Below are 13,559 nucleotides of genomic sequence, written 5' to 3' on the forward strand. Positions count from 1 at the left end.
ATATTATAGACACTTATAAAATTTTATAGAAATTATGGCGGATGCAAAGAAAACAGTCGTTATTGGCTTTGTCGGTTCTACACTTGATCAGGGAAGAAAGCTAGATCGATGGCAACGTTGGCGTCCTACGATTAGCTTGTTAATGCATGAAGATTTGCTTGTAGATGAATTGGTGCTTTTACATGATCGACAACATCATAATTTAGTTAAATCTATAGCAGCAGACGCGAAAGAAATTTCTCCACAAACTCAGGTTTCTGGACATAAGGTGAGTATTAGAGACCCTTGGGATTTTGCTGAAGTTTATGGGGCACTTTATGATTTTGTAAAAACCTATCCGTTTGATGTTGAAAAAAATAACTATTTATTGCATATCACAACGGGAACACATGTTGCCCAAATTTGTTGGTATTTATTAGTAGATGCACATTATTTACCAGCTCAACTCATTCAAAGTTCACCTAATCAACCAAAGACCCCAGAAGGTGAATATAGAATTATTGATCTGGACTTATCTCGATATGATGTTTTAAAACAGCGCTTTGATGATGAGCAAAAGCAAAATTGGCAACAACTTAAAGCAAATATTTCTACTCATAATAAAGCGTTTAATCAGCTTATTGAGGAAGTTGAATTAGTTGCAACCCGCTCTAGTGCGCCTATTTTAATTATGGGTGCAACAGGTGTTGGTAAGTCTCATTTGGCAAAACAGATTTTTCAATTAAAGAAAGATAAATTTCAATTAAGCGGTCGTTTTATCGATGTTAACTGTGCAACCTTACGTGGTGATAGTGCCATGTCGACTTTATTTGGTCACATAAAAGGTGCATTTACAGGAGCAGCTGCATCTCGTGCTGGTTTATTAAAAAGTGCTGACCAAGGCATTTTATTTTTAGATGAAATCGGTGAATTGGGGCTTGATGAACAAGCAATGCTGCTGAAAGCGCTAGAGGATAAAAGTTTTTTTCCTGTTGGGAGTGATAAGGAAATTCAGGCCGATTTTCAATTAATAGCGGGTACTAACCGTGATTTGCGTAATGAGGTTCAAGCTGGCCGTTTTCGTGAAGATTTATGGGCTCGTTTGAATACGTGGACGTTCTTTTTACCCAATTTAAAAGATCGTGTAGAAGATATTGCACCCAATATTGATTTTGAGCTACAGCGTTTTGCTGCAATGCATCAAAGGCAACTGCGTTTTCAACGTGATGCTTTAGAAACATATTTAAAGTTTGCTAAATCAGTAGATGCATCCTGGCAAGGAAATTTTAGAGATTTAGCAGCGAGCGTAACTCGTTTGGCAACTTTATCTCACGGTGAGTTAATTCGTCGTGAAGCTGTAGAAAAAGAAATTCAACGCCTAAAGCAACTTTGGCTTACTCAGGATGAATCTTACAATGATAAAAATACAGATATTTTGTTGAATTATTTGGCTTCTGAACAAATAGAACAAATAGATGAATTTGATCAGATTCAATTACGAGGTGTGCTCAAAGTCTGTGAAAATTCAAAATCAATGGCAGAAGCTGGAAGACAACTCTTTTCAGTATCTCGTCAACAACGTAATACAACAAATGATAGCGACCGAGTGAAAAAATATTTAGCCCGTTTTGGGTTAAGTTGGAATAATTTTTAGAAGTTACAGTGCTCATAAGATGATGGACATAGACACAATCTATGCCCATCAAATACACTTTATTTCATAATAATAAAGCGTGTAATGATTTGACGAAGCTGTTTTAAATAGCCTGTAAAGAAGTGATTAGCCCCCGGTAAAATCGTAATTGGGTGCTTCTGCGGTTTTGCCCATGCAATTGCATCTGAAAGTAAGGTAATGTCATCTTGCTCACCATGAATGAGTAGAATATCACCTTGAATTTCAGGAGTTTTATAGTGGCGTAAACCTACTACAGTAGCTGTTGGTAAGCCGCATAAAATTAACTGTACTGGTTGTAATTCTGGACTAAGCTGCGCATGACATTTCGCTAAAACATGTGAGCCGAAGCTAAAACCGCCTGCATAAAATGGTAGGCCTTCATGAAGCTTACGAACATGTTCAATTACAGCTAAGATATCTTCAGTTTCACCATGACCTTCATCATGGACGCCTTCACTACCACCTAAACCACGGAAACTAGGACGGTAAACAATACAACCATATTCATTAAAGATTTGAGTTAAAAGAGCAGGGACTTTATGTTGAGGAGTTCCACCTTGCAATGGATGCGGATGGCAAACAACCGCAAAGCCTTTGATTTCACCTTCAGGGCGGTCTACAAAAAGTTCAATTTTCCCAACTGGACCCTGAATGAAAATTTGCTCAGACATATAAGAATCGATAAATAACAATACGTATCCCTATTTTACCGATAGTCGTCATTGAAAACACGAGTTAGCATTAAAAAATATCTACTGTTATAGTTGGTATTAAGAATAATTTTTTCAGGTTGTCTATGCTTGCTTTAATTTCTCCTGCAAAAACTTTAGATTATGAAACAGCGTTACCTACAGATGAGTTTACTCAGCCGCGCTTGTTAGAAAACTCAGCACAATTAATTGATGTTTGTCGCAAACTTTCTGCTTCGGAAATTGCGAGTTTAATGAGTGTGAGTGAGAAAATTGCCACACTAAATGCAGATCGATTCAGAGACTGGAATCCCGAATTTAATTTTTCAAATGCTCGCCAAGCAATCTATGCATTTAAAGGGGATGTTTACACTGGTTTAGATGCTTATCATTTAAAAGATAAAGATATTGATTTTGCACAGCAGCATTTGCGTATGCTCTCTGGTCTATATGGTTTATTGCGTCCTTTAGATTTAATGATGCCTTATCGTTTAGAGATGGGTACTAAATTAAAAAATACTCGCGGTCATAATTTGTATGAATTCTGGGGTGATATCATCACTAACCAAATTAATGAAGACTTGGCAGCAATTAAATCTGAATTGCTGGTAAATCTAGCTTCGGATGAATATTACAAGTCTGTCAATGAAAAGAAAATTAAGGCTGAAATTGTTAAGCCTGTTTTTCTTGACCAGAAAAATGGCAAATATAAAGTCATTAGTTTCTATGCGAAAAAAGCACGCGGTTTAATGGCTCGTTTTATTATTGAAAACCAATTAAATAAAGCTGAAGACATCAAAGCGTTTAATACCGAAGGTTACTACTTTGATGCTGATAATTCATCGGCAAAAGAGTTGGTGTTTAAACGTGATGAGCAAGTGGCTTAGCCTTACTCAAGTTAAACTCTCGTAAGCGGTAACTATCGTGAAGTGGCATGGATGCTATCGATTCGCTGTATTACATGGATGTAATATCAGCGAAACAAAAGATTTTTATTACTTTTCATCTTTGAAAAGTAACATGCCTATACAAGTCGCATTAAAGTTAAAACGGCAATTAAAGGCTGTGTTCTTGCAAGAAATAGATTATTTAAAGAAATACCCTGTTTCTGGTGAGCTTGCATTTGCCATACGTTTGCGTGGCATACGACCCGCTAAAAATGCTTCACGTCCAGCTTCAACAGCTTTTTTCATTGCAGAAGCCATCAAAATAGGATTTTGAGCAGCAGCAATTGCTGTATTCATCAGTACACCATCACAACCAAGTTCCATCGCAATAGCTGCATCACTTGCTGTACCAACACCTGCATCTACTAAAACTGGTACTTTCGCATTTTCTTTAATAATTGAAATGGTGTGCGGGTTTAAAATACCTAAACCTGAACCGATCAGACTGCCTAATGGCATAATCGCAACACAACCCATACTTTCAAGTTCTTGCGCAATGATTGGGTCATCCGAGGTGTAGACCATAATCTCAAAACCATCATCAATCAAAGTACGAGCGGCTTTTAAAGTTTCAGTTACATTTGGATATAAGGTTTTTTCATCACCCAACACTTCAAGCTTTACTAGGTTATGACCATCCAGTAACTCACGCGCTAACATGCATGTACGTACTGCGCTGTCAGCATCAAAACAACCTGCAGTATTTGGCAAGATAGTATATTTTTCTGGTGGAATAACTGAGAGTAAATTCGGTTGATCTGGATTTTGTCCAATATTCACACGGCGAATTGCGACAGTTACAATTTCTGCACCACTGGCTTGAATAGCTAAATCCGTTTCATTTAAGTCTTTATATTTGCCAGTTCCTACCAATAAACGAGATTGAAAAGAACGTGAACCAATAATGAGAGGGGTGTCTTGCATGGATAACTCCGACTTAGCCGCCGCCAACAGCGTGAATAATTTCGATACGGTCATGTTGAGCAATCGTAATTTGCTCTAATTTGCTTTTAGAAACGATTTGCTGATTGTGTTCAACAGCAAAACGTTTTCCTTCAAGTGCCAACTCCTGAATGAGTTGCAACAGGTTTTGGCTAGGCGTGTCCGTTAATTCGCCATTTAAATAAATTTGCATGATCACATTCCGATTATTTTGCGTATTTGAAAGCATTCCAAGCCAAGATCAGCCATCCAGCAATCATTAAAGCTCCACCGATTGGCGTAATTGCACCTAATATTCTTGGTAATCCCAGCGCCATGATATAAAGCGAACCACAAAAAAATAGAATACCAATCTGGATAAATAAGAAAGATAACTTGATTGGGAAATGGGGAAGAACCTTACTTAAAATACCAAGCGCTAATAGGCCTAGAGCATGATAAAAAAAGTAGTCGGTTGCAGTCTGCCACCAAGCAAGTTGCTCGGGACTCGCGTGAGCTTTAAGACCATGTGCTCCAAAAGCACCCAATATGACTGCAAAAGCAAGATTAAGGGCTGAAATGGCAATCCACATAACAAAAACGCAACTGAATAATGAAAGGCAACGTTACCATAGAATAGGTTGGCTAAACATAGCCAGATAAAACAAAAGGGCTTATCGCCCTTTTATTTTTTTCATTTACTTTAGCTTGCCGACATAGCGACTTTAATTTTTTCCATCGCATTTTTTTCAAGCTGACGAATACGTTCTGCCGAAACATTATATTCAGCAGCAAGCTCGTGTAAGGTAGATTTATCATCATCTAACCAACGGCGCTGCAAAATATTACGCGAACGATCATCTAACTGGTCCATGGCATCATGTAAAGCAGATGTACTTTGCTCTTCCCAGTCTTCATTTTCAACTAAACGAGCCGGGTCATAACGGTTATCTTCAAGATACAACGCAGGGGCAGTATGTGGCGTATCATCGTCATCATCACCTTGCGCTTCAAAAGCAGCATCATAAGCAGTTAAACGACCTTCCATTTCCAGAACTTGTTCTGGAGTTACATTTAAGTCGTTAGCAATAGATTGTGCTTCTTCGAGCGTTAATTTTTTACTCGATTTTTTTAAACTACGTAAGTTGAAGAAAAGTTTACGCTGAGCTTTAGTTGTGGCAATTTTTACGATACGCCAGTTACGAATAACGTATTCATGAATTTCTGCCTTAATCCAGTGGACGGCAAAAGATACAAGACGTACACCCATATTTGGGTCGAAACGTTTTACGGCTTTCATTAAGCCTAAATTACCTTCTTGAATAAGGTCGCCTTGTGGTAGGCCATAACCTGCATAGCTGCGCGCAATATGAACGACAAAACGTAAATGCGACATTACCAGCATTTTTGCGGCATCAAGATCTTGGTCATAATAATAACGTTCAGCAAGTTCTTTTTCTTGCTCGGCCGTTAAAATAGGAATCTGATTGACAGTACTGATATATGCACCAAGGTTTACACCGGGCGCAGACAATGACAGGGGCATCAATTGATTGCTGCTGTCACTCATGAGTTCTCCTTATAGGATAGGATGGATTAACCAATAAATTCATCTTAATTTGAATTGCTTTCATAATTAAGGAAAATTGGGTAGAAAAATGTAAAATTTTATGCAGTTACTAATCTTAGATTTTAACAAAGAATCATTGAGTTTCAATTAAATAGTGAAATTCTCTTTCTGAAATTTGCATGGTTTGACACATAAAATGATGTAAATTGCAGTAACGCGTTACATCAATTTCACTATGAGGGTCAGATGATTTCAATAAAAATAGCTGCTTTCCTGATACTTTCTTAAGTTCACGTTTCAACATTAATAAAGGCATTGGGCATGGTTGACCAAGGGCATTAATTTCAATAGGCGTTACAGTAGAAGAGGTAGTGCTCATTCATTATAAAAACAACTAAAAAAAATATTCTAACAAATTTTTTGACGAACTCTAGGTGTTTTATAAAAATTAAAAGGTAAAGGATTATATAAAAATTATTGTAATAAGCTGTTTAAAAAAAGAGCTAAAAATAGGGGAAATATTTGAAAAAAATTCTATTAATTGTCATAAACCCGTGTTAAGCTCGAACCGTTTTAGGGATTACCACACAGTTAAATTGTTTTAATAACCTATAACAAATGGATGTAACCGGAAATTGTTGATAGTTTTACAGAATGATTACAAGCTTTAAGATTATAAAAATTTTAAATACTTGTTTACTCTGCTGTTTGCAACACCGGAAGGTCCTTTTTTCATCATCTGAGGATTGACTTATGACAGCTCGTGAACAAGGCGTAGTAAAGTGGTTTAATGACACTAAAGGCTTTGGTTTTATTCAACGTAACGGCGGCGACGATGTATTCGTTCACTTCCGTGCAATCGTAGGTGACGGTCACCGTTCTCTACGTGACGGTCAACGCGTAGAGTTTAGCGTTGTACAAGGTCAAAAAGGTTTTCAAGCTGAAAACGTTCAGCCTTTAGACTAAGACTAATTCATCTTTTTGATGAATGATGGACGCTCCAATTTTTGAATTGGGGCGTTTTTGTTTATAATGATCTTCTCATTCGAGAGATTGTTTGTTAGAGCGCGTATTTATGACATCTGGTTTTGAAACCTTGAATTTACATCCGCAACTTAAAAAGGCGATTGATGCTTTAGGGTTTACTCAAATGACCCCAATTCAGCAAAAGGTTTTAAAATATACATTAGCCGGGCATGATGCAATTGGGCGAGCACAGACAGGAACAGGTAAGACAGCTGCCTTTCTGATTAGTGTAATTAATGATTTACTCAATAATCCGGTTCAAGAGCAACGCTTCCGTGGCGAGCCTCGTGCTTTAATCTTGGCGCCTACTCGTGAGTTGGCATTGCAAATTGAAAGTGATGCAAAATTCCTCACAAAATTCTCTAATTTACATGTCGTGACCCTATTGGGTGGTGTTGATTTTGATAAGCAGAAGAAGCAACTTGATGCTAATTTTGTTGATATTATTGTCGCTACACCTGGGCGTTTAATTGATTTTGTAGAACAAAAAGAAGTTTGGCTCGATCAAATTGAATTTTTAGTGATTGATGAAGCTGACCGTTTATTAGATATGGGCTTTATTCCTTCGGTAAAACGTATTGTTCGTTATTCACCGCGTAAGGAACAGCGCCAAACTCTAATGTTCTCGGCGACATTTAGTTACGATGTCTTAAATTTGGCAAGACAGTGGTTATTTGAACCTGTAACAGTTGAAATTGAGCCTGAACAAAAGACCAATAATGATGTCGAACAACGTGTTTACGTTGTGGCTAAACAAGATAAATATCGTCTTTTACAAGATATTTTACGTGAAGAGCCAATTGATAAAGTCATGATCTTTGCTAACCGTCGTGATCAGGTGCGCCGTCTTTACGACCATTTGAAAAAAGATGGGTATAAAGTAGGGATGCTATCTGGTGAGATTGCTCAAGATAAACGCATGAAAATGTTGGAGCAGTTCAAGCAAGGTAAGCATAACATCATGATTGCAACGGATGTCGCTGGTCGTGGTATTCATGTAGATGGCGTATCTCATGTAGTCAACTTTACTTTACCTGAACAATCTGATGATTATGTTCATCGTATTGGGCGTACAGGCCGTGCTGGGGCACAGGGTGTAAGTATTAGTTTCTTATCTGAAGATGATGCTTTCTATTTACCAGAAATTGAAAAAGCAATTGGTAAAAAATTACCGCTTACCCGATTAGATGGTTACTGCTAATAAAAAATCCCAATCAATTGATTGGGATTTTTTTACTTAATTAATTTTGCAGTAAAAGGTGAGGGTAGTCTGATAGTCATCATCTTTAGCCAAAGACGCATTTTTACCGGTTAAAGTACCAATGACACCCGCAGCAGCTTCTACCATTTGACCAGTCTTTTCACTGACCACATCTTTTAACACGCCGTGATAAGTGGTTTTTTCATCTACAATAACTGGGCTTGTACTTTTAGAGCACGTTTTTTGTGCCGCAGTAACTGCATTATTCTTTGCAATTAAATTGGTTTTACCAATACCAGTCACTTCAAACTGATTATTTTCTTTTTGAATTGCTAGAGTATTTTTAGGGGTGGTTGCACAAGCACCTAGTAATAAAACAACGCCGCTCATTGCGCTCGCTAAAATTATTTTTTTCATGATTCACCTAAGTTAATCGCCAAAAGACATAGCTATTTGAACATAAGTCTTCTAATTGATTTTGAAGACGTTGTATGAGTTTTGAAGTTTTGTATTAAAAAATGTCAAATTATAAGTTCACTAGGTTTATAAGCTAGATTCAATGGTGGATTAACGGTAGATTATGCTAATCTATTTCGAATTTTTGAGTTAGATCAATATTAATGACGGATTCAGCAATACAAATAATTCACCAAAATATTCATCAGCGTCAGTCTATTGGCCAATTAATTGAACCAGCTCCAAACTCAGAGCAACTAGAGTTGGCTTTTCAGGCTGCTTTAACGGCTCCAGATCATCATAGACTTAAGCCAACGCGTTTTGTAGTTATTTCAGGTGAGCAACGCGGTGCTTTCGGTGAGGTTCTAACAAAAGCTTTGGCAGATTTAGGTGAAACTGATCCCGCTCAACTTGAACGTGTTAAGCAACATCCTTTTCGCGCTCCGCTACTTATTTTAGCGCTGACTCAGTTACAAGATCACCCAAAAGTACCACATTTTGAGCAAATCTTAAGTACAGGTGCGGCAGTACAAAATCTTTTGTTATCTTTGCAAGCTCAAGGTTTTTCAACCATGTGGCGTAGTGGAGCTGTTGTTGAATCAAATTGGTTAAAACAGTATTTAGGTCTGCAACCATATGATTTAATTTCAGGTATTATTTACGTTGGCACTGCAGCCAAAGCAATTGCACCTCGTGCAGATATTGAAAGTAAAGAATTCGTAAAAGTTTGGCAGGCTTAAACGTCTGTAAAAGTAAGAAATAGGATAATAAAGCATGGCTGAATTTAAGTTTACAGATTTGGTGGAACCTGTTGCGGTCGATAAAAAAACGGCATTACGTATTACCGTTTTAGGGGGCGGTAGCTTTGGTACAGCCATGGCGAATTTAGCTGCTCGTAATGGCTGCGATACCATGATCTGGATTCGTGATGCCGAAACAGCAGAAGAAATTAATAAAACCCATATTAATAAACGTTATTTACCAGACTTCACTTTAGAATCTTCATTACGTGCAGTTTCTGATTTGGAACAAGCTGTATGTGATCGAGATATTATTTTGGTTGCAATTCCTAGTCACTCTTTCCGGGATGTCTTAAAACAAATTGCTCCTTATATTACTGCACAAGCGGTTGTTTCTTTAACTAAAGGCGTTGAAGCTAAAACGTTTAGTTTCATGAGTGATATTATTCGTGAAGAACTACCAGAAGTTCCATATGGCGTATTGTCAGGTCCAAATCTTGCCAAAGAAATTATGGCAGGCATGCCATCGGGTACAGTGATTGCTAGTGATTCCGAGCTTGTTCGTTATGCTGTGCAGCATGCGCTTCATAGTGCGTTATTCCGCGTTTTTGGTAGTGATGATGTGCACGGAGTTGAGTTGGGCGGGGCGCTTAAAAATATTTATGCAGTCGCAATGGGAATTGGTGCAGCATATAAAATTGGTGAAAATACCAAGAGTATGATTTTAACGCGTGCTTTGGCCGAAATGAGCCGTTTCGCGGTAAAGCAGGGGGCGAATCCACTTACGTTCTTAGGTTTATCTGGTGTAGGCGATTTATTTGCGACTTGTAATAGTCCATTAAGTCGTAATTACCAAATTGGATATGCGTTAGGTTCTGGTAAGACACTGGATCAAGCAAGTAAAGAGTTGGGACAAACTGCTGAAGGTATTAATACAATTGTTCAGGTACGTGGTAAGGCACAAGAACTGGACGTATATATGCCAATTACCAATGCTTTATATGAAGTGATTTTTGAAGGCGCTCCGCCATTAAATATTGCACTTTCTCTTATGAAAAATGGTCACCGTAGTGATGTCGAGTTTGTTTTACCTCATCATGAAGTCTGACGAATAAATGTCATAAATTGTGGTTATAATGCAGGAATTATTAACAAGGAAATTTTATGCAACTGACATTAGTTCGTCATGGGGAAGCTGCTCCACCAGTAAATGGTAATGATATTAAACGTCCACTTACTGCGCGTGGACATGCACAGGCTGAACAAACGGCAACATTTTTAAAAGATATTGTAAAACCTGATATTTTTGTAGTTAGTCCTTTGTTGCGTGCTCAAGAAACCTTGGCATATATTCAGACATATTTTAAAGATGTGCCTGTATTGTTGTGCGATAAAATTAAGCCTGATGATGATGCAAAAGAAGCAATTGAGTGGTTGTCTCAAATTCCTTATGAGTCGATTGTGGTGGTTTGCCATATGAATGTTGTAGGTCATATTGCAGAGTTGCTTACTCATGAAAATTTCAATCCATTTGCGCTTGCCGAAGCTAGAATTTATGATCAAGCTGTGATTGCAAATGGTTTATCAACACAAAAAAATAGTTTTATACCCACAATATAATTAAAAAGGTTATTTAGCCGACATGCTGTATATATGGATGCCTGAAACCAATGGAACATGGCATTGGTCTAACGGAGAAAGCTGGTTGCAGGCTGCGAGTCTCGATCAATTAATACAAGACTTGCAAATACATCAAGGAAAAGAAGCTACGGTCTTTTTTCCGAGTCGTCATGCTCAAATGCTTCAGCAATCTATGGCGAAGTCCCACTATAAACAGCTGGGGGCTGATGGGGTTAAATATCTACTTGAAGAGTTTGTAACTTTACCTATTGATCACATGAAAGTGGTCCACCATTTTCATGCGGATCAGTTAACTGTCTTAGGTGTTGCTCAAGGTATGGTTGAGACATGGCAACATTCCTTGGCTTTACTGCCAACCAAACTTGTTGCTTTGTTACCTGATTTTCTGATTTTGCCTGAACCACAAACTGAGCAAGTTATTCTGTGTAATATTAACCATCAACTTTTGGTGCGTGAAAATAAGTGGTTAGGTAATTCAATTGATGATTTGGGGCTTTTTTTAGAATTTCAGCCAGCCGAAACACATTATCAATATAGTGGTTTAACAGCAGAGCAACTAGAGAGTTTAGAAGCCGCTTCAAGTGCAGAGCAACGTTCTGAGTTTGTTTATCAATTTCAGTCTCTAGATAAAACTAAGCAGCATCCTTTTAATGTTTTGCCAAAATCAAAAGGTCAGGAGCGTACTTTCTCTGGTTATTGGAAAGCTTGCGCTGCTGTTGTTTTAGCAATTATTGTGGTGCAGTTTAGCTATGATTTATTGCGTTGGGTCAAATTGAAAAAAGTGGCGAATCAAACTGCTGAGCAAACGATTGAACAATATAAATATTGGTTTGGGCCATCTAGTCGTGTAACTGAACAAAACATTAAAGGCCAATTTGAAAGCCATTTAAGAATGAGTCAACAAGGTGATACACAAGCACTTTCTTTGTTGAGCCGTGTTGGACCAATTTTAATGCAAAGACAGATTTTGGCTCAGCAACTTAATTATGATGCTTCAATCTTAACGATGGCATTAAAAGCAAAATCGGCAGATGATTTACAAGCTTTGACACAACAATTAAATCAGCAAGGATTTAAAGCTGAGCTAGGTAATGTTCAAGCAAATGGTGGTGGGGCAATTGGGGTGGTGAAAATACAATAATGAAAATGTTAGCTCAATTGCAGAATCGTTTTGATCAGTGGATTGAACAAGTTGTTCAATACCTAGATCGTTTAACTGTCCGTGAACGCATTATGGTGGTCTTTACTACAATTTTTGTTGTAGTCGCTATTGTTGGATCTTCACTTTGGAAAATGCATTCCTTGGCAGAACAACAGCAAAAACGCTTAAATGATTTAAAAGATTTGATGGTGTGGATGCAGAGTAATGCGGTTACTATGAAACCCGCAAATGAGCTTGAACTTGATAAGTCTGGAAAAATACAAAGGGTGGCTCAACAGCAAGGTTTAACTGTGACTTCTCAGCAAAATGGAGAACAGTTACAAATTGTTGTAACACATCAGAATTATGCAGTTTTAGCTAACTTTTTAACACAACTTGCACAGATGGGCCTTAGTATTCAGAAGATGGAAATGGTTTCAAGCGAAGGTCAGATTAAATTAACAGCGACAGTTCAATAACATATTAAAATATGCTTATGTCAGGCATGGTGTTTTGTGCTGCCTGTGCCTATAATATGCATACCTAAAATCAGTAGACTGTGATTGGTATGTTATATTCACTTGCTCGCCCGATGTTGTTTAGTTTAGCACCAGAGCGTGCCCATGAATTAACATTATCCATGCTTGATAAAGCGCATAAGCTAGGCATGATGCGTCAGGCTGTAGAAGCAAAGCCTACTACATGTATGGGAATCGAGTTTCCTAACCCTGTAGGTTTGGCAGCAGGCCTAGATAAAAATGGTGCTCATATTGATGCCTTAGCTGGATTAGGTTTCGGTTTTATTGAAATTGGCACAATTACACCTCGCCCACAATCGGGTAATCCAAAACCACGCTTATTTCGTATTCCTGAAGCTAAAGCCATTATTAACCGCATGGGTTTTAATAATGATGGTGTTGATAAGCTTATTGAAAATGTTAAAGCTTCAAAGTTTAGAGGCATTTTAGGGATCAATATTGGTAAAAATGCTGATACGCCTGTCGAAAAAGCAGTCGATGATTACTTGATTTGTCTTGAGAAAGTTTATAACTACGCGTCATACATTACAGTCAATATTTCATCTCCAAACACTAAAAACTTGCGTAGTTTACAAAGTGGCGATGCGTTAACTGAATTACTGCAAACTTTAAAAGCGCGTCAACTTGAGTTGGCTGAGCAATATAATCATTATGTTCCTTTAGTTTTGAAAGTCGCTCCGGACCTAACAGCTGAAGATGTTGAGTTTATCTCTGCTCAATTATTAGATTTTAAAATTGACGGTCTTATTGTGACCAATACGACTTTATCGAGAGAAGGGGTGGAAAACCTGCCTTACGGTAATGAGTCAGGTGGTTTGTCTGGCGCTCCTGTATTTGAAAAAAGTACAGAATGTTTACGTTTATTTGCTCAATCATTAAAAGGACAAATTCCTTTAATCGGTGTGGGTGGTATTTTGTCTGGTGAGCAAGCTTTAGCGAAACAACAAGCTGGAGCAACACTTGTTCAAATTTATAGTGGTCTAATCTACACAGGACCAACACTTGTAAAGCAATGTGTTGAAGCTATGACCTAA

17 protein-coding genes are annotated in these 13,559 nt (G+C 37.8%); 10 read left to right on the plus strand and 7 right to left on the minus strand.

The window, feature by feature from the left end:
* Positions 1–34 precede the first annotated feature (34 nt).
* Positions 35–1,633 (plus strand): RNA repair transcriptional activator RtcR, encoded by a 1,599-nt coding sequence (gene rtcR / locus ACIF8R_RS01095; protein WP_396478508.1) that lies wholly within the window; start codon positions 35–37, stop codon positions 1,631–1,633.
* A 59-nt stretch (positions 1,634–1,692) separates the two neighbouring features.
* Here the strand turns inward: rtcR and ACIF8R_RS01100 are convergent, their stop codons facing one another.
* Positions 1,693–2,325: an alpha/beta hydrolase gene (locus ACIF8R_RS01100; RefSeq protein ID WP_016805219.1), complete on the minus strand. Its 633-nt coding sequence runs from the start codon at positions 2,323–2,325 to the stop codon at positions 1,693–1,695.
* Between the two features lie 125 nt (positions 2,326–2,450).
* Here ACIF8R_RS01100 and yaaA point away from each other — a divergent pair, with 125 nt between their 5' ends.
* Positions 2,451–3,230, plus strand: a complete 780-nt coding sequence (yaaA, locus tag ACIF8R_RS01105) for a peroxide stress protein YaaA (RefSeq protein WP_396478510.1) — start codon at positions 2,451–2,453, stop codon at positions 3,228–3,230.
* A gap of 198 nt (positions 3,231–3,428) precedes the next feature.
* Here the strand turns inward: yaaA and ACIF8R_RS01110 are convergent, their stop codons facing one another.
* The 5 genes from ACIF8R_RS01110 to ACIF8R_RS01130 form a co-directional block, all read right to left on the minus strand.
* A complete protein-coding gene (locus ACIF8R_RS01110) occupies positions 3,429–4,214 on the minus strand; it encodes a thiazole synthase (protein ID WP_001154366.1) in 786 nt (261 codons plus the stop codon).
* 13 nt (positions 4,215–4,227) lie between these two features.
* Entirely contained in the window at positions 4,228–4,425 is a 198-nt protein-coding gene (gene thiS / locus ACIF8R_RS01115; protein ID WP_004700562.1) for a sulfur carrier protein ThiS, read from the minus strand.
* A 13-nt stretch (positions 4,426–4,438) separates the two neighbouring features.
* On the minus strand, positions 4,439–4,804 hold the full coding sequence (locus ACIF8R_RS01120) for a DUF423 domain-containing protein (protein ID WP_396478512.1): 366 nt from the start codon (positions 4,802–4,804) through the stop codon (positions 4,439–4,441).
* Between the two features lie 110 nt (positions 4,805–4,914).
* Positions 4,915–5,781 carry an RNA polymerase sigma factor RpoH gene (gene rpoH / locus ACIF8R_RS01125; RefSeq protein WP_002049311.1) on the minus strand — a complete coding sequence of 289 codons (867 nt, stop codon included), beginning with the start codon at positions 5,779–5,781 and terminating at the stop codon, positions 4,915–4,917.
* A 133-nt stretch (positions 5,782–5,914) separates the two neighbouring features.
* The gene (locus tag ACIF8R_RS01130; RefSeq protein WP_042077021.1) at positions 5,915–6,160 is read right to left on the minus strand and encodes a sulfurtransferase TusA family protein; all 246 of its coding nucleotides are present in this window, start codon (positions 6,158–6,160) and stop codon (positions 5,915–5,917) included.
* 374 nt (positions 6,161–6,534) lie between these two features.
* Here ACIF8R_RS01130 and ACIF8R_RS01135 point away from each other — a divergent pair, with 374 nt between their 5' ends.
* Positions 6,535–6,747: a cold-shock protein gene (locus tag ACIF8R_RS01135; protein ID WP_000126912.1), complete on the plus strand. Its 213-nt coding sequence runs from the start codon at positions 6,535–6,537 to the stop codon at positions 6,745–6,747.
* Between the two features lie 109 nt (positions 6,748–6,856).
* Positions 6,857–8,008, plus strand: a complete 1,152-nt coding sequence (gene rhlB / locus ACIF8R_RS01140; protein WP_042077024.1) for an ATP-dependent RNA helicase RhlB — start codon at positions 6,857–6,859, stop codon at positions 8,006–8,008.
* 36 nt (positions 8,009–8,044) lie between these two features.
* Here the strand turns inward: rhlB and ACIF8R_RS01145 are convergent, their stop codons facing one another.
* Positions 8,045–8,425, minus strand: coding sequence for a hypothetical protein (locus ACIF8R_RS01145; protein ID WP_263614150.1), 381 nt, complete (start codon positions 8,423–8,425; stop codon positions 8,045–8,047).
* Between the two features lie 203 nt (positions 8,426–8,628).
* Here ACIF8R_RS01145 and ACIF8R_RS01150 point away from each other — a divergent pair, with 203 nt between their 5' ends.
* From ACIF8R_RS01150 to ACIF8R_RS01175, 6 genes are all read left to right on the plus strand, one after another.
* Positions 8,629–9,204, plus strand: coding sequence for a nitroreductase (locus ACIF8R_RS01150; protein WP_396478514.1), 576 nt, complete (start codon positions 8,629–8,631; stop codon positions 9,202–9,204).
* A gap of 34 nt (positions 9,205–9,238) precedes the next feature.
* Positions 9,239–10,312 (plus strand): NAD(P)H-dependent glycerol-3-phosphate dehydrogenase, encoded by a 1,074-nt coding sequence (locus ACIF8R_RS01155; RefSeq protein ID WP_002049214.1) that lies wholly within the window; start codon positions 9,239–9,241, stop codon positions 10,310–10,312.
* A 56-nt stretch (positions 10,313–10,368) separates the two neighbouring features.
* Positions 10,369–10,824 (plus strand): SixA phosphatase family protein, encoded by a 456-nt coding sequence (locus ACIF8R_RS01160; RefSeq protein WP_396478516.1) that lies wholly within the window; start codon positions 10,369–10,371, stop codon positions 10,822–10,824.
* A gap of 22 nt (positions 10,825–10,846) precedes the next feature.
* Positions 10,847–11,986, plus strand: coding sequence for a type II secretion system protein GspL (gspL, locus tag ACIF8R_RS01165; protein ID WP_396478518.1), 1,140 nt, complete (start codon positions 10,847–10,849; stop codon positions 11,984–11,986).
* Entirely contained in the window at positions 11,986–12,465 is a 480-nt protein-coding gene (gene gspM / locus ACIF8R_RS01170) for a type II secretion system protein GspM (RefSeq protein WP_396478520.1), read from the plus strand. The genes gspL and gspM overlap by 1 nt, the downstream gene beginning before the upstream one ends.
* Before the next feature lie 89 nt (positions 12,466–12,554).
* Complete coding sequence (locus tag ACIF8R_RS01175; RefSeq protein WP_004707879.1) at positions 12,555–13,559, plus strand: quinone-dependent dihydroorotate dehydrogenase; 1,005 nt, start codon at positions 12,555–12,557, stop codon at positions 13,557–13,559.

The organism is Acinetobacter sp. ABJ_C4_1 (genome assembly GCF_044538495.1).
Lineage (GTDB): Bacteria > Pseudomonadota > Gammaproteobacteria > Pseudomonadales > Moraxellaceae > Acinetobacter > Acinetobacter nosocomialis_A.